At 64.0% G+C, this 19693-nt stretch carries 17 protein-coding genes and 2 pseudogenes; 8 read left to right on the top strand and 11 right to left on the bottom strand.

Annotation, left to right across the window (positions count from 1 at the left end):
* Positions 1–89: 89 nt before the first annotated feature.
* Together RHA1_RS40145 and RHA1_RS40150 are read right to left on the bottom strand one after the other, a co-directional pair.
* A complete protein-coding gene (locus RHA1_RS40145) occupies positions 90–755 on the bottom strand; it encodes a Dabb family protein (RefSeq protein ID WP_011599735.1) in 666 nt (221 codons plus the stop codon).
* Positions 748–1095 (bottom strand): hypothetical protein, encoded by a 348-nt coding sequence (locus RHA1_RS40150; protein WP_011599736.1) that lies wholly within the window; start codon positions 1093–1095, stop codon positions 748–750. Before RHA1_RS40150 ends, RHA1_RS40145 begins: the two co-directional genes overlap by 8 nt.
* Before the next feature lie 154 nt (positions 1096–1249).
* Here RHA1_RS40150 and RHA1_RS40155 point away from each other — a divergent pair, with 154 nt between their 5' ends.
* The 4 genes from RHA1_RS40155 (at position 1250) to RHA1_RS40170 (ending at position 5084) form a co-directional block, all read left to right on the top strand.
* Positions 1250–1936 carry a PadR family transcriptional regulator gene (locus tag RHA1_RS40155; RefSeq protein WP_011599737.1) on the top strand — a complete coding sequence of 229 codons (687 nt, stop codon included), beginning with the start codon at positions 1250–1252 and terminating at the stop codon, positions 1934–1936.
* 72 nt (positions 1937–2008) lie between these two features.
* The gene (locus RHA1_RS40160) at positions 2009–2908 is read left to right on the top strand and encodes an acetaldehyde dehydrogenase (acetylating) (RefSeq protein WP_041813279.1); all 900 of its coding nucleotides are present in this window, start codon (positions 2009–2011) and stop codon (positions 2906–2908) included.
* Entirely contained in the window at positions 2905–3969 is a 1065-nt protein-coding gene (gene dmpG / locus RHA1_RS40165) for a 4-hydroxy-2-oxovalerate aldolase (RefSeq protein WP_011599739.1), read from the top strand. Before RHA1_RS40160 ends, dmpG begins: the two co-directional genes overlap by 4 nt.
* Before the next feature lie 308 nt (positions 3970–4277).
* Positions 4278–5084 (top strand): 2-keto-4-pentenoate hydratase, encoded by an 807-nt coding sequence (locus RHA1_RS40170; RefSeq protein WP_011599741.1) that lies wholly within the window; start codon positions 4278–4280, stop codon positions 5082–5084.
* A gap of 89 nt (positions 5085–5173) precedes the next feature.
* Here the strand turns inward: RHA1_RS40170 and RHA1_RS53845 are convergent.
* Positions 5174–5374: pseudogene (locus RHA1_RS53845) on the bottom strand (IS110 family transposase); the annotation flags it as partial.
* A gap of 121 nt (positions 5375–5495) precedes the next feature.
* Entirely contained in the window at positions 5496–6260 is a 765-nt protein-coding gene (locus RHA1_RS40175; protein WP_011599742.1) for an IclR family transcriptional regulator, read from the bottom strand.
* 612 nt (positions 6261–6872) lie between these two features.
* Here RHA1_RS40175 and RHA1_RS40180 point away from each other — a divergent pair.
* Both RHA1_RS40180 and RHA1_RS45085 read left to right on the top strand, forming a co-directional pair.
* Positions 6873–8609: a 3-ketosteroid-delta-1-dehydrogenase gene (locus RHA1_RS40180; RefSeq protein WP_011599743.1), complete on the top strand. Its 1737-nt coding sequence runs from the start codon at positions 6873–6875 to the stop codon at positions 8607–8609.
* Between the two features lie 465 nt (positions 8610–9074).
* Positions 9075–10507: pseudogene (locus RHA1_RS45085) on the top strand (FAD-binding protein).
* 466 nt (positions 10508–10973) lie between these two features.
* On the opposite strand, the gene RHA1_RS40190 reads toward RHA1_RS45085, so the two are convergent.
* From RHA1_RS40190 to RHA1_RS40215, 6 genes are read right to left on the bottom strand one after another with little or no spacing between them, the layout of a single operon-like run.
* Positions 10974–11999, bottom strand: a complete 1026-nt coding sequence (locus RHA1_RS40190; protein WP_011599746.1) for an alpha/beta hydrolase — start codon at positions 11997–11999, stop codon at positions 10974–10976.
* Between the two features lie 35 nt (positions 12000–12034).
* Positions 12035–12709, bottom strand: coding sequence for a GntR family transcriptional regulator (locus RHA1_RS40195; RefSeq protein WP_011599747.1), 675 nt, complete (start codon positions 12707–12709; stop codon positions 12035–12037).
* Positions 12710–12728: 19 nt separating this feature from the next.
* Entirely contained in the window at positions 12729–13982 is a 1254-nt protein-coding gene (locus RHA1_RS40200; RefSeq protein ID WP_011599748.1) for a CaiB/BaiF CoA transferase family protein, read from the bottom strand.
* Positions 13979–15094: an acyl-CoA dehydrogenase family protein gene (locus tag RHA1_RS40205; protein WP_011599749.1), complete on the bottom strand. Its 1116-nt coding sequence runs from the start codon at positions 15092–15094 to the stop codon at positions 13979–13981. Before RHA1_RS40205 ends, RHA1_RS40200 begins: the two co-directional genes overlap by 4 nt.
* Positions 15091–16224: an acyl-CoA dehydrogenase family protein gene (locus tag RHA1_RS40210; protein WP_041813281.1), complete on the bottom strand. Its 1134-nt coding sequence runs from the start codon at positions 16222–16224 to the stop codon at positions 15091–15093. Before RHA1_RS40210 ends, RHA1_RS40205 begins: the two co-directional genes overlap by 4 nt.
* A gap of 23 nt (positions 16225–16247) precedes the next feature.
* Entirely contained in the window at positions 16248–17057 is an 810-nt protein-coding gene (locus RHA1_RS40215; protein ID WP_041813284.1) for an enoyl-CoA hydratase-related protein, read from the bottom strand.
* Positions 17058–17185: 128 nt separating this feature from the next.
* Between RHA1_RS40215 and RHA1_RS40220 the strand changes: the two genes are divergently transcribed.
* Together RHA1_RS40220 and RHA1_RS40225 are read left to right on the top strand one after the other, a co-directional pair.
* The gene (locus RHA1_RS40220; protein ID WP_011599752.1) at positions 17186–17944 is read left to right on the top strand and encodes an SDR family NAD(P)-dependent oxidoreductase; all 759 of its coding nucleotides are present in this window, start codon (positions 17186–17188) and stop codon (positions 17942–17944) included.
* Positions 17945–17979: 35 nt separating this feature from the next.
* Entirely contained in the window at positions 17980–18345 is a 366-nt protein-coding gene (locus RHA1_RS40225) for a VOC family protein (protein ID WP_041813287.1), read from the top strand.
* A 433-nt stretch (positions 18346–18778) separates the two neighbouring features.
* On the opposite strand, the gene RHA1_RS40230 is transcribed toward RHA1_RS40225, so the two are convergent.
* Entirely contained in the window at positions 18779–19579 is an 801-nt protein-coding gene (locus RHA1_RS40230) for an IclR family transcriptional regulator (protein ID WP_011599754.1), read from the bottom strand.
* Between the last annotated feature and the right edge of the window lie 114 nt (positions 19580–19693).

The following is a 19693-nucleotide window of genomic DNA, read 5'->3' on the forward strand; positions in this document are numbered from 1 at the left end:
CGGCCACCAGCGACCGGATTTCCACGCTGGCGTCCCTATGGTGACGAGTTCATACAACCAACAGCCGACACCGACGGTGGGACACACGATCAGGCGGTCAGCCCGGTGATCACTTGTCCGATGAGCGCGCCATCGAGAGCACAGAAGCTGTGGCAGACACGGTCGCGGACGATGCACTCGGGAGACTCGGGGTCGAACCACTTGTCCACATACGCCCAGTGGACGGGATGCGCCAGGTAGGGGCCCGACAATCCGTCGATGTCGGTGAACTCCTGTTCCCAGACATGGGTCCAGGCACTGCTTCCCTGGGCCACGAGGACCTCGCTCAGTTGCCAGGATGACATCGACTCGATGAATTGCGGCATGCGCAAGAGTTCGGTCTCGAATCGACGGACCAATTCGGCGCTGGTGCCCGGGGTCACGCTCAGAAGCAGCGCGCGGTAGACCGATGCTGACGGGTCGGCGCCGACGCCCAAAGATCCCGGCTCGTACTCGACTTGATCGATATGTTGGACAACGGGTGCGGACACTGCGGCGGCGAAGGCCGACCGAACCGAGTTCCAGTGGTTCACGTCGTCGAATTGAAGATGAATCAGGATGTCACCACCATTCCGGACACCGGGAAGAGTCGGCTCGATCAGCACTCGATGAGCCCCGATGTTTGCGGCCGAACTTCTCAGCAGCGTTACGGTCGCGGTGCGGGTCAGCTGGTCGGTGCCGTCCATCAGATGGAGAAGGCTGGTGACTCTATACATCGCACAACCCATCCACGTCGTCGATCGAGGCCGCCATCGAGCGCGAGCGCTCGACGATCATCGGGTCCATCTTTGCCCACCATCGGGCCGGACCGGGGTCGTGGCGACCTTTGACTGCGGCCTTCCACCATTCGGCTTGACCATGCACCGTCCAGGTCGCGGTGACTGTGTTCGTCTCGTCCTCGAACCAGATCGGTGGGCTGATGAGCATCCGATCGAACGCCATGCCCCTGTCGCGCGCCACTGGCGAATATTCGTGGGTGTAGGCATCGACGAACGCTTTCGCGCATCCGGGTTTCAATACCACTTGGTCCACCACATAGATCAGCTGGCCGGTCATTGCTGCAGGCTAACACCGGTGAAAGGCACAACAATCTACATCGTCCCGGTGGCCGGGAGATGACCGGGCGGGGGCCTCTACGGTACGAGAAGGGTCCCGCCTGAGCGCTCCATTCCTGGCGCATCCATCGGCGAATCATTGTTAAGCTCGTCCGATGCCGACACCAGTCCGCCGTAGTCACCCCGACCTTCCGGCAACCAGCTGGGCGGTTCTCGGCATGCTCTCGTTCGGTGAGGAATTGACCGGAAACGACCTCAAGAAGTGGGCCGACTGGAGCATCGGCTTCTTCTACTGGAGTCCGTCGGTGAGTCAGGTCTATGCGGAACTGAAGAAACTCGAAAACCTCGCTCTGGTCCGGTCCCGAACCGTGGCGGAGGTCGGTGCCCGAGGTCGGAGGGTGTATGCGATCACCCAGTCCGGGGCGACGGCACTGCGCGACTGGTCGCGCGACGCCCCTGTCGAAATGCCGGTCCTCAAGCACGGCGTGATGCTCCGGTTGTGGATGGGACACCTCCTCGAACCCGAGCGCCTGAAGTCGATCGTGCGCGAGCACATCGCCAATCTCGAAGCCAACGCACGTGATGCGGGCCGTCACGCCGAGCACTCGAATGACGAGCCGGCCTGGGCGTTTTCGCGGATGAGCCTGCGATGGGCCGACCGGCACCTGCGTGCGGAGATCGAGCTTGCCGAGCAGCTGCTCGAAGACATCGACGAAGCAGCACAATGGTTTCGCGACGAGACGGATGTCGATGACAATGGGGTGCCCCGGCCACGACATCCCGGGCGATGGCGTTACGCGGAGGATGCGGGCGACCCCTCGGGTGATCAGCACTCCCGATAGATGGGAACTCTCAGCTCCCGATAGATGGGAAGTCTTATCGGCCCGCGATGTACGTGGTGTCAGGCTTTCACCATGGAACCCATCAATGCCGCGATTGTCGGACCGGGCAACATCGGTACCGACCTATTGGCAAAACTCGAAAGAGTCGATTCGATTGCCGTCCAATATGTCGTCGGGGTCGTGGAGTCCGACGGACTCGAGCGGGCACGAGCCAAGGGAATCTCTGCCTCGGCGGGAGGCGTGGATTGGCTGCTCGAGCAGGATCCGCTCCCGGAGATCGTGTTCGAGGCGACCTCGGCAAAAGCCCACCAACTCAACGCGCCCCGATACCACGAACTCAACATCCAGGCCGTCGACCTGACTCCAGCGCATATCGGACCGATGGTGTGTCCACCGGTGAACCTCACCCATCACATCGACGCCCCCAACGTCTCGATGATTACGTGCGGCGGCCAGGCCACCATCCCGATGGTGCACGCCGTGTCCCGCGTGTCGGCGGTGCCCTACGCCGAGATCGTGGCCTCGGTGGCCTCACGCGGTGCCGGTCCCGGCACCCGAGCCAATATCGACGAATTCACCCAAACCACGGGTCAGGCGGTGTCCGAGGTAGGTGGTGCAGCCCGAGGACGCGCGATCATCATCCTCAATCCGATGGAACCGCCCATGATCATGCGGGACACCGTCTACTGCATGATCGACGCCGATGCCGACCGGGATGCGATCAGCGAATCTGTGCATCGGATGGTCACCGAGGTGCAGGCGTACGTGCCCGGGTACAGGCTGCGGGCCGATCCCCAGTTCGACGACCCGAAGGACGGCTGGGACGGACATGGCCGGGTGGCCATCTTCCTGGAGGTCGAAGGCAACGGCGACTACCTGCCCAAGTACGCCGGAAATTTGGACATCATGACAGCAGCGGCAGCGCGCGTCGGCGATTCGATCGCCCGCAATCGGATGGGAGTGCCAGCATGACAAGGCCTGAATTGCGAGACGACGTCCGGATCGTCGACACAACACTGCGCGACGGCAGTCACGCGCAGTCGCATCAGTTCACCGAATCCCAGGTTCGTGACACCGTGCGGGCACTCGATGGTGCCGGTGTGGAGGTCATCGAGGTGACCCACGGGGACGGCCTCGGCGGGTCTACCTTCAACTATGGCTTCTCCCGCATCAGTGACCTCGAACTGGTGCAGGTTGCGGCCGACACCGCCGAGCAGGCGAAGATCGCCGTCTTGCTCGTCCCGGGCATTGGAACAGCAGACGATCTGCGCAAGGCGGCCGACCGCGGGGCCGAGGTCGTGCGCATAGCGACGCACTGCACCGAAGCCGATGTCTCGCTGCAACATTTCGAGATCGCGCGCGATCTCGGCATGCAGACCTGCGGTTTCCTGATGATGGCACACCGAACCACGCCGGAGGAACTCGCCAGGCAGGCACGGCTGATGGTCGACGCCGGATGCCAGGTGCCCTATGTCACCGACTCGGCCGGCGCCCTTTTGATGCACGAGGCCAAGGATCGCTTCGACGCGTTGATCACAGAGGTGGGCGACGACGCCTGGGTCGGTTACCACGGCCACCAGAACATGAGTCTCGGAGTAGCGAACTCGGTCATCGCGTACGAGGCGGGCGTTCGTTACATCGACGGCTCTTTGTGTGCATTGGGTGCCGGCGCGGGCAACAGCCCGACCGAACTCCTCGCAGCTATCTTCGACCGCATGAACATCGCGACAGGGCTCGACGTGATGGCGACATTGGATGCAGCCGAGACAGTGGTGCGGCCCTACCTCAACCGTTGGCCGAAAATCGATCGGAATGCGATCGTGCAGGGTTGGGTCGGCGTGTATTCCAGCTTCCTCTTGCATGCCGAGACCGCGGGCGCCCGGTATGGCGTTCCGGTGCACGAGATCTTGCGTCGCTGCGGCGAATTGGGATACGTCGGTGGTCAGGAGGACATGATCATCGATGTGGCGATCCAACTCGCCAAGGTCAGTGGCACGGTATCCGAGCCGTCTGCTTCTCTGGTCGCGGGCTGATCGCGTAAAGGAAGTCACCATGAGATCGCCGTCGCGTTCGATGCCGCACATGGAGTGAGGACAGGAAATCCGCGAGCTGACCGCATGGACACGCGCCGTCGAGAACCAAGGTATTTGCCCGATCGTGTGCTACCGGCACCGATGCGCACAGTGATGTGCAGATCGATCGACGTCCGAGAATGCTCCGGATGCACCCCGAGGAGATCGAACCGGTCGCGCATGTGCGGCGTCATCGGACCACCGACTCCGGGAGAACACAATCGATGACACATTGACCCAATATTCAGTATTGCAGAGGAAGTGAGCCGATGATCGACGATCAGGCAAGGCAGGAAGCCGCAGAAATGCTCGCGAGCGCCGAAAACACGCGGCAGCCCATCGACCCCCTCGTCGCCCGGTATCCCGGCATCGACGTCGTGGATGCCTACGAGATCCAGCTATTGGGCATTCGCCGGCGTGTCGGGAGAGGTGCACGTATCGTCGGGCACAAGGTCGGACTGTCGTCAAAAGTAATGCAGGACATGATGAACGTGGATGAGCCGGACTACGGGCACCTGCTTGACGATATGATGCTCACCGAGTCGGTTCCGATCGCGGTGCGCGCGTACTGCGCTCCGCGAGTCGAGGTCGAGGTAGGGTTCATCCTGGGTGCCGATCTGCCGGGGAGCGGCTGCGTCGAGGACGACGTCATCCGTGCGACGACTGCGATCGTTCCAAGCATCGAGTTGATCGACAGCCGCATCGCGAACTGGCAGATCAAGATCGAGGACACGATCGCCGACAATGCGTCGTCCGCGGGCGTGGTCCTCGGACGGAACCGCCTCGATCCGAGCAGTGTCGACCTGACCGACGTCGGGGTGGAGGTCCACGTGGCCGATGCCACCGACCCAACCCCGCGATTTCTGGCGAAGGGACGGTCGGATGCGGTACTGGGTAACCCCGCGACCTCGGTCGCCTGGTTGGCGAACAAGGTCTCCGCCTTCGGTGTCTCACTGCGTGCCGGGGATCTTGTGCTTCCGGGATCGTTGACGCGCGCACTGGAAGTCCATCCCGGGGACACCTTCACCGCGTCATTCGGCGGGGGACTCGGTATGGTCACCGCCACGTTCATCTGATCCGGTTCGTTCGATTCCCCGTGCGGATAAATCGCGAGGGCTGCCGCGCGGGGGAGCGTCCCTACGGTTTCCGTCAAGCAGCGGCGGTAGCTGGGGGTTTGGTAGTGAGTCTTGCTTTCGCACATGACGTAAGGGACGTCGCATCGGCGTCGGGCGAGGCAGACCAGTGCGGCGCCCAGGCTTCATTCCCTCAGCGCGTTGCGGTCGTAGTAGCCGCGACTGGTCGGGACGCCCAGGGATGCGAACGCGGACAGGAACAGGGCTCGTCTGAGATTGCGATTGCCTGTTCGGGCTATCGAACCCGGCGACCGTGGCCCCGCGGAACGGAACCGTAAACACGGTAGCGGGCATGGACAGGGGTGGGCTCGGCCGCCGGCGTTCGATGGATCCGGCCCGGAGGAACGTGTGAGTTCAGGCGGGTGTGCGTACCGACTCGCTCATCGCGCTGATCACGCGCATCGAGCCGCCGCGTTGAATCGCTGGTTCCACCTGCTTGGCGAGGCCTCGCCAGACGGCGACGGCGGTCATCCGAACTTCTCCGCCGAGGCGGTGGTCGAACGACATCTGTCCGACCGGCCCGCACAGTGACACTGCTGCCACCGTCGAACCCATCGGGCCGACGGGTACCGCGATGCAACCGATACCCGCGACGGATTCTTCGCGTTCGAATGCGATGCCCTGATCTCTGATGATTTCGTACTCCGCACCCTGCTGACCATTGAAGGCCAGCAACGCCTTACCGATCGCAGTCCGGGTCGCTGGTCGACGTGCTCCCACCCGGGTCGGGACCATTCCGCCGAACTTGCCGCCGAACTTCTGGCGGTAGACGATGTCGGGCCCGTCCAGGACTGCGAGGTGTACGACGAAACCGGTCACACGGTGAAGGTGCATGAGATGGGGGAACGCCACCGTGTGCAAATGATCGTAATGGATCGCCAGCGAGCCCAACTCCACCAGGCGCAATCCGAGGGTGTAGTGACGTTCTTCTCGTTGAAGCCAGCGCAGCTGGACCAGATGGTCGAGCATTCGGTGAGCGGACGAGCGGGGCAGACCGGTCCGGCGGACGATCTGGGCGAGCGTGAGGCGTCCGGGGCCGTCGAAACTGTCGAGGATGAGTGAGACCCGATCCAAGAATGCGGTGGGCGCCGATCGGTCGATCTCTGATTGCGTGGTCATCACGCCTCCTCGACATGTGGATCGCAATACTTCGCTGGACGTCGCTATTTCTGTTAGGAATAGTGTCACAAGGCGCCTGATTTGTGAAGCGAGTCACTCAAATGTCGAGCTGGGGTGGGGCCTCAATTCGTGGGGCGAGAGGGGATGTGCAAGGCAGACCACTGGGCGTGAGGCCGCGTTCTACTCGGCGGAACAACTGCACTTACCCGTCGCTGCCACGGGCGACACCTGGCCCCTGAACCTGCCCCCGCGAAGGAAGACTCACATGGAGCATCAACGTCGAGGACTGCGATGCGGTCGTCATCGGCGGTGGCATCGGCGGTATGTGCGCCATGCGCGGCAGGTAGTGCGAATGGGAACCGCGTGGCGCAGAGCGGCGTGCCGGTGACCCCCATCGCTCCGGGGGCTCTTCCTTGGCCGCTTGACGTATCCCTCGATGTCGATGACCGAGCTTGCCAGGGCGAAGATTTAAACGATGGTGGAGGAGGCGACCAATCGAACCCTCCGCGTTCGAGTTGCCCGAGAAGACTCCCGCTGAACGGAAGCATGCGAGGAACCGGCGATTCTTGGGACGTAGGTTACTGGCAGTCGTCGAACCTATTGGAGTCGAGAATGGCAAAGAAGGAACTACCAGGCGTTGTGCCGGCGCATGATCTGACAGTCGACCTGTTGGTGATCGGTTCGGGGACGGGGATGGCTGCCGCCCTGGCTGCACACGAGCAGGGGTTGTCTGTGCTCATCGCCGAGAAGACCTCGTACGTCGGCGGGTCGACCGCACGGTCGGGTGGAGCTTTCTGGGTACCCGGGAGTTCGATACTCACCGAATTCGGTGGCCGGCGTAGCGACCCATTACCAGCCGCGCGCGACTACATCGGAGCGGTCGTCGGTGACTCGGCTCCGGCCGAACGCGGCCGCGCCTTCGTTGACAACGGCGCCGCCACCGTGGAAATGCTGCGGCGGACTACACCGATGAAGTTCTTGTGGGCAAAGGGGTATTCGGACTACCACCCGGAGAAAATCGGGGGTCGGGCCGAGGGTCGCACATGCGAGTGCCGGCCGTTGGACGCGTCGGTACTAGGAGCCGACCGGGGACGTCTGAGGCCCGGCGTGATGAAAGCTTCGATTCCAATTCCGGTCACCGGTGCCGATTACAAGTGGATGAACCTTCTGGCGCGCAAGCCGCTGAAGGCGCTGCCCAGAATCTTCCGGCGGGTGCTTCAAGGAATCGGGGGTATGGCGATCGGTCGTGAGTACCTGGCCGGTGGTCAAGCACTGGCAGCGGGCATGTACGCGGGAGTTCTGGAGGCGGGCATTCCGGTATGGACCGAGACCAGTCTGGTCCGGCTCATCGAGGACGGCGACGGCCGGGTCACCGGTGCGGTCCTGCGCCAGCACGAACGCGAGGTTGAGGTGACGGCCAAGCGGGGCGTTGTCCTCGCAGCCGGCGGCTTCGACCACAACATGGAGTGGCGGCGGAAATATCAGTCGGAACGTCTGATGGAGCACGCCAGTCTGGGCAGCGAGGGCGATACCGGCGACGCCATCGCGATCGCCCAGAACCTGGGAGCAGGCCTGGCGTCGATGCATGAGGCGTGGTGGTTCCCCGCGTTTGCGCCCCTGCCCGGCCAGCCTCCGATGGTCATGCTCGCCGAGCGGTCGATGCCAGGCTCGTTCATCATCGATCAAGACGGACGCCGATTCGTCAACGAGTCCATGGACTACATGTCGTTCGGTCAGGCCGTGCTCGCGCGGGAGAACGACGGTCGTCCGATCGAAGAGATGTGGATCGTTTTCGACCAGCACTATCGAAACAGCTACATCCTCGCCGGGGCCGTGTTCCCACGGCAGCCGATACCTCAGGAGTGGTACGACGCAGGAATCGCCCATCGTGCCACCAACCCTGACCAGCTGGCTCAGCTGATCGGTGTTCCGGCCGATACGTTCCGGCAGACGTTCGATCGCTTCAATGAAATGGCCGCATCCGGTACGGACACCCAATTCGGCCGAGGCGAGAGTGCCTACGATCGCTACTACGGCGATCCGACTGTCCGCCCGAACCCGAATCTTCGGGCGCTGCAAAAAGATACGTTGTACGCGGTAAAGGTGGTGCTCAGTGATCTGGGAACCTGCGGAGGGGTGGTCGCGGACGAACACGCCCGCGTGGTCCGCGAGGACGGTAGCGTGATCGACAACCTGTACGCGATCGGGAACACGGCGGCCAACGCCTTCGGCAAATCCTATCCAGGTGCGGGAGCCACCATCGGCCAGGGGCTCGTATTCGGATTTATCGCGGCACGTCACGCCGCAGCCCAGAACCGAACGGTGAACGAACACGCACGGGGCGTGTGAGTCATCCACGGGCGATCGCTTTTTCGGCTCGATCAGTGGCGTCGTCCAAGGCTGGTGTTGGAAAGCTATCCGGACTTTTGACCTCGCCTCACTCGTAATACGCAGGCCACATGGCCGTTCCGTCGAACCGCGTCGAATGGCTGAGTTGGAGATGCGGACGGTTCACTGAACCTGCGTGGTCTAAGCCAGATTGAAAGTCCTGGAGAATTGATGAGCCCCGTCCATCCAGCGAAGTGGAGGTTCTCCGACGGGTGGCGGAATCATTGCCCGATCGCTGATTTCGGATTCAGGGTTACCCGGGCTGGAGATTGCTGCGGCACGTCGGACGACATGATCGTCGTCTCCTGGTCAGCGGGAGACCGCGTCGCGCAATGAGCGCAGTGAGATTGTGGCCATCACCTTTCCGATCCGACAGTAGCCCGGCTATCGTGCGAGACGCGAGCCACCAGAAAGAAGGAACAACGAGTGAATTGGAACGATGAAGTCGATGTGCTGATTGCGGGGTCGGGGGCGCCCTCGCGGGTGCCTATACTGCTGCCCGCGAGGGACTCGAGGTAGCGGTTTTCGAAGCGAGCGACAAGTTCGGTGGCACCACCGCATATTCAGGCGGGGGTATGTGGTTCCCGTGTAATCCCGCGCTTGAGCGCGCGGGGTCGACGACACAATCTAGGACGCTCTGACCTACTACCGCGCGGTGGTCGGCGACCGGACTCCGCACGACGTTCAAGAGGCATTCGTCCGCGGCGGGTGCCGCACTTGTCGAGTACTGGAGCGAGACGAGAACATCGAGTTCGAGTTGCTGCCTTGGCCCGACTACCTCGGCAAGACACCCCAAGCCCGGCTGGACGGCATGCGTCACATGACGGCCGCGACGATGACCGCAGAGAACGCCGGTGCCATCCGCGACTCGGTTCGGCCGCCCCTGGACACCGATCGTCTCGGCTCACCGCGCCCCGCCCCGATGTACTGATCGGTGGACAGGCCCTCATCGCACGTCTGTTGATGACTATTTCCGCCTACTCGAACGCGTCCCTTCACCTGAACTCGTCACTCGTCGAATTGGTCGTGGAGCACGGCGCGGTCACCGACGCGATCATCGAGTGCGACGGGCAGCAAACCGCGCTCCGCGCTCGGCGCGGCGTAGTGCTCGGTACCGGCGGCTTCGAAGCCAGTGAAGATCTGCGAGCCGAGTTCGGCGTCCCCGGCGCGGCAAAAGACACCATGGGGGTCAGCACCAACATAGGCAAGGGTCTACGGGCCGGCCTCGCCGCAGGAGCAGATGTCGACCTCATGGAGCAGGCGCGATGGGCCCCCGGTATCACTCACCCCGACGGCCGTTCGACGTTTTCCCTGTGGATCACCGGCGGTATCTTCGTCGATCGAACGGCGAGCGGTTCGTCAACGAGTCAGGCCCCAAGGACCGGATCGGACGTACCGCACTTCGTGCTCTCGACAACGGCAACCTGTCCTTGCCCTACTGGATCGTCTTCGACGATCGCGAGGGCGCGGTCCCTCCGGTGAAGTCGACGAGCGTGTCGATGGTCGAGCAAGAGAAGTTCGTCGACGCGGGGCTGTGGCACACCGCCGACACGTTGGAAGAACTCGCCGAGATGATCGGCGTACCGGGTGACGCCGCCGCGATGGGCTTATCTGATCTGAGTACCAAGGGCGGTATACGAACTGATGCCGTTGGCCGTGCACTCGACGGATCAGGGAGGCCGATCCCGGGCCTGTACGCAAGCGGCAACACGATGGCGGCACCGAGCGGCGAAGCCTATCCCGCAGGAGGCAATCCCATCGCCACCTCGATGCTCTTCAGCCACCTTGCTTCGCTGGACATCGCGCGCAACCACGACACTGTTTTCGAGACCGACAAGGAGGCTGCCGGCACCAGCTGATTCTGCATGGATGCGCCGATCGTCCAGGCGGCGACAGTGCGGGATCGACTGGACCCACCCGTCGTCGCCCTTGTCGTCAACCCCGAATGACGCTGGTCCGGTGTGGAACCCCAAGCGATAGGTAAAATGGTGGCGCCGTCGGACGAGGGTACGCAGGCGGTGAGGAATTACCGGCTGCGTCTGATCGAACGAGGCGTTTTTGGGATCGATCGACGGAGCGGCCTGGGGCCTCACCCGGGATGGATTGGGACTCGACATCTGACTGGGCGGTTCACCGACCGCTGAAGACGGGAGCTCATTTCTGGCGAAACGCCGTCAGTGCCTCACTCATGTCGCAGGTTCGAGTTGGCTCGGAACCCGCCTTGCCCCGCCTGAGCAGGCGGCATTTCGCGCTGCTGTGCGTCGCGAACCAGCAGGTAGAAGCGCAGTAGCGAACGTCGAGGTCAGGCGGTCGCGACACGGGGTGTCAGTTCACCGGGTCTACAGCTGTGGGGCGCGGTGATGCCCCGCACGCTGGGGCGCTTTGGGGAAGCTGTCGGAATCTGGCCGCCACCAGCGCACCGACCTCGGCCATCGCCGTTCGAGCGCGCGCAATCGATGCCGTCTGCATGGCGAAACCGTGACCCACGCCGGGGTACCGGAGCTGGGCAGTCGGCACACCGGCGTCCCGTAGGCGATCGCCGTAGGCTTCCACGGCGTCACGGATCGGGTCTCCCTGTCCGACTGCAAGAACAGCTGGGGGGAGGCCGGCGAGTGACGTGGCCAGTGCGGGTACTCCGTACGAATCGTCGGTGAACGGATCCTCGCCAAGATACAGGTTCTTCATCCAGTCGATGTCCTCGGCCGACAGGAACGGAGAATCTCCGAACTCGCGCATCGACGGCCGGTCGGTTCGGCGCTCGATGCCCGGATAGAACAGGACTTGCTGAGCGATGCCGGGTCCGTTCTCGTCTCGACTGCGCAACGTGGTCGCCGCAGCCAGACCGCCGCCGGCGCTGTCGCCGCCGACACCGATCCGTCGCGTGTCGATGCCCCACTCCGCAGCGGTGTCATGCGCCCAGCGCAATGCCGCGTACGCCTCGTCGTTGGCGACCGGGTACCGGTATTCGGGTGCGAGTCGGTAGTCGACATTGAACAGGACGGCGCCGGTGGCATCGGCGATTTCGCGGGCGAGCCGATCGAACGACCGCAAGGTACCCATGATCATGCCGCCGCCGTGAAACCAGACCAGCGCGGGAGAGTCGGTCCGCGGTGCCCCCAAGGGGCGGTAGACCCGTACCGGAATCTTGCCGTGTGGGCCGTCGATTTCGGTGTCATGTACCGACCTCATCTCGGGGCCGGGTGGGCGGACGATTGATTCCAAGGCGTCGCGGGCCCCCTCGACGCCCACCGTGTGCAGAGGTCCGACGCGGTTGTCGCGCATCCGCCGGACCATGATGGCGACGTCGGGATCCCAGATCGATTGGGGCTGTACTGTTTCAGTGTGAACCATGGTGTCTCCTCGATGCTGAGTGTGGGGCCACGAGGTCAGTCGGCTGCCGCACCCGCGGAGCGGAGCATGATGCCGGTACTGACTTCTCCGCCCTGCCGATGCAGGTTCATCAATTCGATGAGACGCTCGTTGTCATGCTCGGCGAGGGCATCGATCATCTGATCGTGCTCGGCGAGGACCCGCTTCCGCACCGCGGGGTCGTACAGATATGCCGCGTGATACGGCATGGCGAGAGTCCACAGCCGCCGAAGTTCGGCGACTATCAGGTTCAGCGGGGACTGCTCGAACATCGCGAAGTGAAACGTCTGATTTTGCAGACGCATGCCGAGGACGTCGCCACGTTCGGCGGCGGCAGCGACCGCGTCACCATGCCGCCGAACCTCGGCGAGTGTGTCCTCGGAGAAGTCCGGCAGCGACGCGAGGACCTCCCTCTCGAGAGCGGCCCGCATCAGGTAGATCTGATCGAAGTCGGACTGCTGCAACCGGGCGACCGAGTACCCGACGTTGTGCTCGTGCTGTACCAGCCCCTCCGTGGTGAGATGGCGCAGGGCTTCTCGGATCGGAACTCGGCTGACGCCGAAACGCTCGGCCATCAGTTCCTGCCGGATCGGTTGTCCAGGAAGTAGTTCGCCGGTGACGATGAGCCGCTCGAGCTGCTCGACGACGCGACCGGCCGCGCGGCCAACATCGCGCTCCTGATCTGCCGTCACCGCGCCTCCGCCTCGTCGCTCACGAATCTCCGAGGATACCTGCCGAAACGAGTTCGGCGATACGCTCGGCACTGTACCCCATCGCGGACAGCACATTTGTGGTGTCCGCGCCGCGCGGCACCGCACGTCGAGGCGCCCGATGAGGGGATCTGCTCAGCGAGATCGGAACGCCGACACCGCGGTAGTCCTCGGACTCCAGGAACAGGCCTCGATGTCGCACCTGCGCGGACTGCAACGCCTCCTCAACGGTGTGCACCGGACTGGCCGGCACCCCCGCCTCTTCCAGCCGTACAGCGAGCTCGTCACGCCTGTACCCGGAGATCCGCTCGGACAGTATCGCGATCAGGTCGTGGCGATGGGCGTAACGCTCCCCGTTGGAGACGAATCGGGGATCGGTGGCAAGTTCGGGGACTCCAAGCACCTCGGTCAGAGAACGGAACTGACGATCATTGGCCGCGCTGACGAAGAAGTCACCGTCCTTGGCGCAGAAGACCTGGTACGGGACCACCGTCGGATGGAAGTCTCCGGTTCGTTGCGGCACCCTCCCACTGGCGATCCAGTTGGCGGCATGGGGGTGGAGAATCGAGATCACCGAGTCGAGCAGGGTGATGTCGACGAGCTGCCCACGGCCGGTACGTTCGCGCTCCAGCATTGCGAGCAGAATGCCGCTGACCGCCATGTTGGCCGCCACGATGTCGACGATCGGGACACCCATTCGCAACGGATTGCCGTCGGGGTAGCCGTTGATGCTCATCAACCCACCGAACGACTGCAGCACGGCGTCGTAGCCGGGAAGGCCACCCATCGGCCCGTCGACACCGAAACCGGTGATACGGCAGTAGACCATTCGAGGGTTCGAATCGGCGAGCACGGTTTCGTAGTCGAACCCCCAGCGCGCCAACGTTCCCGCCTTGAAGTTCTCGATGACGATGTCGGCACCGGCGAGAAGATTGCCGAGGATCTCGCGCCCGTCGTCGGTGCGCAGATCGAGGGTGATGTTCTCCTTGCTGTGATTCAGGCTCGCGTAGTAGGCACTGCTCGCGCCCGACTCTTCGAACGGTGGACCCCAGCCACGTGTTTCGTCACCGGACGGCGCCTCGACCTTGATGACCTCGGCACCGTGGTCGGCGAGGATCTGCCCCGTGTAGGGACCGGCGAGCACACGACTCAGATCGAGGACGCGCACACCGGTCAACACCCCGTTTCCGGTGGCAGTGTCGGCCGTGCGCCAAGCGCCGCGCCCGTCGATCTGCGTTCGGGTCGGTACACTCATGCGAGCCCTCCTGTCGCGCCCGAAGGCGGCTGCTGATCATCACATGGCTGGCGATCCACTCCGACGATGACATCCCAGACGTCGGCGCCGTCGTCGAGGATCCGGTTTGCCAGCGCACTGGCCCAATGGCGTTCTGATCCGTGACGATCCCGCCAGGTCCACAGTGACGTTGTGTATCTACCCAGGCGGTGTTCGGAGGTGAAGCCGATGGCGCCGTGGATCTGGTGTCCGGTGGCCGCGATCTCGCGTGCGGCGGACGAGGCCACCACTTTCGCGGCTGCTGTGGCGGCTCGGGATGCCGGGGTCGCGGCCTCGGACTCCTCCACCGCGGCCGCCGCGGCGGTCTGGGCCATTGCGGTGAGTGCGGCCAGTCGGGCGAGCTGCTGTTGAATGGCCTGGAATTTGGACAGTGGCCGGCCGAACTGTGTCCGCTCGTTCGCGTACCGGAGAGTCTGGTCCCGCACGGCCCGGGCGGCAGCCGCCAGTGCGACGGTGTAGGCGAGTGCTCCCCGCTGCTGCACTTCGGTCACATCGATCGGTGAGCTCGAATGGTAGAGCACAGGAGTCGCCTCGAAAGTGACCTCGGCGACCGAGGCACCGACGAGGTCGGTGCCGTGGTGCACGATCAGTCCGGTCGCGGTTGCCGACACCACGGCAATCCTCGGCGAATCGTGATTCGGCGCGGGCGCGACCAGTACGACAAAGGTGTCGGCCACGGCTGCGTGCACGATGCCTTCGACGGTGCCGTCGAGGACGATCGTCTCCCCGGTGACACTGGCCGTGCATCGCGCATCACCGATGCCCACAGTGGCGGTTGCCGACCCGAGTTCGTAACCGGCCTCGGCGGCCAACCACGACGCCAGCAGGGTGTGCTCGAGAAATGGCGTCAACGCGCCGCTCTCGCTGACGGTGGACAGAACGGTGAGCGCATCGGCCAGGGCGCCGCCGCTGCCGCCGGCCGCCTCCGGGATGCCGATGGCGGTGAAGCCGGATTCGGTCAGGGCATCCCAAACATCGGCGTCGATCGACTGCGCCGGGGTCTGCATGTCGACGTCGATTCGCTCAATCATTGATCTCGTTGCCGAGATCAGCTCGGCATTCCACTCGGTCATCGTATTCCCATTCCGCGAGCGACGATTCCGCGCAGGATCTCGTTGGTACCGCCACGCAGGGTGAACGCGGGGGTATGCAGCACGCTGGTGGCGAGCAGGCGCGCGAAGGGGTCGCCGCCGTCACGGCGGGCGACCCCTTCGCTCGACGATCGGACAGCCTCGACGAGGTCACCTTCGAAAGTCGAACCGACGTCCTTCACCATCGCGGCCAGAACGTCGGGTTTGCGTCCGGCATCGAGTTCGGCCGCCACGGACAGGGACATCCGTCGCAGAGTCCATGCGCGTGCGGTGAGCGTGCCCAGTGTGACGCGCTGTTCCGGCGTGGCTCCGGTGCGGCGCAACTGGTCCGTCCACGCCCGCAGCAGCGGCACCGTGGAAAGGTACCGTTCGGGTCCTGACCGCTCGAAGGCAAGCTCACCCATGACCTGTGCCCAACCGTTACCACGTTCGCCCAGCAACGCCTCGGAGCCGACTCGAGCGCCGTGGAAGATGACCTCGTTGAAGTGAGCGGCTCCGTCGATACTGCGTAGCGGTCGGATCTCGATGTCCGGATGCGGGAGATCCACTACGAACTGGGACAGGCCGGCATGCCGGTCGACGGGTTCACCGTCGCTTCGTGCCAGCAGGACCATCGCGTGGGCGACGTGTGCCCCGGTGGTCCACACCTTCGTTCCGGTGATCGTCCAGGAACCGTCTTCGGCGGCGACGGCCCGCGTCCGGACACCGGCGAGGTCCGATCCGGCATCCGGTTCACTCATGCCGATCGCGAAGAACAGTTCGCCGGCGGCGATACCGGGGAGGTAGCGCTGCTTCTGCGCCTCGGTGCCGTTGGCGAGGATGCCGGGTGCCATCTGACGGTCGGAGATCCAATGTGCGGCTACAGGTGCGCCGTGGGCAAGCAACTCCTCGGTCACGACGAAGCGCTCGATCGGAGAGCGGCCGTGTCCGCCGTAGTTCGTCGGAATGGCCATGCCGAGCCATCCCCGTGCGCCCAGACGGGCACTGAAGCCGGGGGCGAATCCACTCATCCAACTGTCCGAGACGGGTTCGAAGGAGCCGGTGTCGAGTTCGTCACGGAGGAAGGAACGGACCTCTGCTCGGAGGCCGTCGAGATCGGTGGCGTCGGGCATTCGCGGCGGAGATGTCGGTGCGGTCACGGTCGTGACTCTCCGGGTCCTCGAGAGGACCAGTTCGACTGTCCCTTTCGCGACATCGACCACATCTGCACGCCCCTCTCGATCTCCAGCGCCGACGACCAGCTCACCGCCGGCGGGCCGAGCTCGAGTCGGGCGCTGCGCATGATCCGCCGTGTCAGCTCTGGATCCGTCGCGGCCGGCCCGGTCAGCGTGGCGATGAACGCATCGATCTGGTCTTCCGGGAGCGCCGCGTAAGCGAGGCCGTGGTCTACCGCCTCCGGCCCGGTGAACGACTGTCCACAGGCTGCGAGCGCGATGGTGTTCGACCAGCCGACGGCGCGGCCCAGCAGTGCGAGGTGGCCTCCGCCGGGATGGATGCTGCGGGCCAGGAAACCGCTGTCCAGCACTGCATCTGGAGTGACTACCATGAGATCTGCGGCCATCGCGAGGTTAAGGCCTGCACCGACCGCGCCGCCGACAACGCGTGCGACGGTGGGCACCGGCAGGCTGCCTATGCGGACGAACGCACCGTATACCGCCGATGTGCGCGAAACCGCTTCTGGCGATGCCGGATCGGATGATGATGCGGCGAGGTCGCGAGTGTCTGCGCCGCTGCAGAAATACGCCCCGGCCCCGCGGACCACGACAGCGCCGATATCCGGGTCGGACTCGACTCGATCGCAGAAGTTGTCGATGAGCGCCGCCATCTCAAGGCTGATGGCGTTCTTCCGACGCGGGTTGTTCAGCGTCAGCTGCGCCACCCCGTCGGTGAAATCGGTCAGGACCGGCCGCTCGAGTGCCGGTTCGACGGAAACATCAGATGTCATAGAGGTCAAAGTAGCAGATTGGATCCAAAACAAGATCCAATATTTATTGACAGTTTGCATGCAGTTGCTGTGAAGTGGAGCACAACGTGAGCGTTCGGCTACACGGATGGATAGGGAAGGAAGAACTTGTGTTCGAGTTGAACGGGCGGATCGCCCTGGTGTCCGGTGCAGGTCAAAGCGTCGGTGAAGGAATCGCGAAAGTGCTTGCACGTCAGGGTGCGACGGTAATCGTGAACGATCTGATCGCGACCCGAGCCGAGAAGGTGGCGGCCGGGATCGTCGAGGAAGGAGGCAAGGCCATCGCACGGGCATTCGACGTCACCAATTTCGATGCCACGTTGGAGGCTGTCCGGTCCGCCGAAGCCGAGCTGGATGGCCGGGTCGACATCCTGGTGAACAATGCCGGCGTCGCCGAGGGACGGATCGCCAAGCCGTTCCGTGAACTGAAACCGCAGGAGTGGGCACCGTCGATCGACCTCAATATCTACGGCGCGATGAACTGCATCAAGGCCGTACTCGACGGGATGTGCGACTCCGGATGGGGCCGCATCGTGCAGATCTCGTCCGGTTCGGCCCGAACCGGACAGAACATCAATGTGTCGATGTATGCGACCGGCAAGAGTGGCATCGAAGGATTCATCCGACACCTCGCGGCCGAAACCGGGCAGTACGGTGTGACGGCGAACATCGTTGCGTTGGGACTGCAGGCGAATCTCGTGGACAAGATGACACCGGAAATGATCGACCAACTGGTGGCGACAATTCCCATCGGCAGGCTCGGCGATCCGATCGAGGTCGGTGCCTTCTGCGCGTATCTCGCCTCGAACGAGGCCGGCGGCATGACCGGGCAGACCCTGGACTTCAACGGCGGATCACAGACCCGATGACCGGGCCGGGCACCGCTTCGCCTGCCGGAACTACTATGTCGCTCACCGCGATCCGGGTGGCGGATTTGCAAAGGTCTGTCGAGTTCTACACCGCCGGATGTGGATTTGCTCTGGAGCGTGAGTTCTCAACCGACCTCTTCGACGCGATGATCCTGCGAGCCGGGACGGCCGGAATCGAGTTGCTCAGACCACGCGACGCCGCCGCCGCGCCCGATCACGGCAACATGTTCGCGAAGATGGTGGTCAACACCCGTGACGTCGACGGTCTCGTGGCACTCGCGTGCGCGCACGGCGGTACGGCAGAGATGCCGGTCACGGAACTGGAGGCGTTCGGCGGCATGGTTGTCGGATCGGTGCGCGACCCAGACGGCCACCTCATCGAGGTCGTTGGTCGCAGATGATCGGACATGACGCCGACCACTGAGTGGGACGGCGTACGTCCCCGTCGAAGGCCGCGATTTACGGTTGCGAAGAATCTGACGCAACGCAGCAATGAGGTGGGCTCGAGGTTGTCCGACGCGCCGGCCTCGGTGGAACAATTGGAATTCGGCTTCGGCCTCGTATTGACATAGTCTCCCGGACCGCGGTGCTGCGTCCTCGCGTACCGCGGTCTGGGTTATCAGCGTCCGGTTGGGCGACATCCCATGTGCGTGGCCGGGCGGCCGCGGAGTCCGCCGCCTCGCGGCGGTCGTTCCCCCTGCCGCAGCCCCGACGACGGGTCGGCCCGTCTGAGCATTACCGCAATTGCGACTGCGAGCGAGGATCGCTCCACCGAGCGGACGACGTGATCGTCGGCAATCCACAGGTCCGGGATGGAATCGGCGATATGGGATATCAGTGCGACGCGAGATCAGCGGCGACGCACCGGTCCCAAATCTCCCGCGCGGCCACCCGTGCTGGACCTACCAGCTTTCGGTAGTCCAGTGAGGTGACCGGAGCGCACACCGAAAGGCCCGCGAGATTACCGTAGATGTGGTCGGGCGGCCCGATCGAGACCCCGACGCAGCCGATACCGGCGAAGGCCTCGCCACGGTCGAACGCGGCGCCACGGTCGCGGGCCTGTGCGAACTCTGTGTCCAGTTGGGCGCGTGAGGTGATGCTGTGCGGGGTGCGCCGCACCAATTCGCCGTCACTGTCGTCTTGGAGTAGCTGCCGAGGGCGGGCTCCCTGGGACATGTCGGAGAATGCCATGATCACCTTGCCCACCGCGGTCAGGTGGCCGGGTATCCGCTGGCCCACAGCCGTTGGTGTCGGCCCGGAAGCCCGGCCGTTGAACTTCGCCAGGTAGACGGTGTCCCCATGATTGAGTACGGCAAGCTGGATGGTCATCCCGGTGCGCTGGGCAAACGCATGCATCACCGGTCGGGCTCCCTTCAGGAGCCGGTTCTGGTTCAGTGCAGCCTGGCCCATCTCGTAGGCCTTCACACCGAGTTCGTAGGTCTGCTCGGGCGAGCGGGCGAGCCACCCGGCTTGGGCGAGCTGGTCGAGGAGACGATGGACTGACGAGCGTGGTAGCCCGGTTCGGGCGGTCACCTGGGCCAAGGTCAACGGACCCGCACCGTTGAAGGTCTCCAGAACCAGGGATACACGCTCGACTACCGACACCGGTGAGTCGTCGGTGTGCGTTGTTCTCACTCAACCTCCCGCTTCACGCCACCTCAGTGTGTGACTGTAGTCACGGTACTCCCGGTACGAAGTCCGCATCAAATAGGCCCGGGAGCCTCAGCGGCGCCAGAGCACATCGAGGCC

The sequence above is a fragment of the Rhodococcus jostii RHA1 genome (assembly GCF_000014565.1).
GTDB lineage: Bacteria > Actinomycetota > Actinomycetes > Mycobacteriales > Mycobacteriaceae > Rhodococcus_F > Rhodococcus_F jostii_A.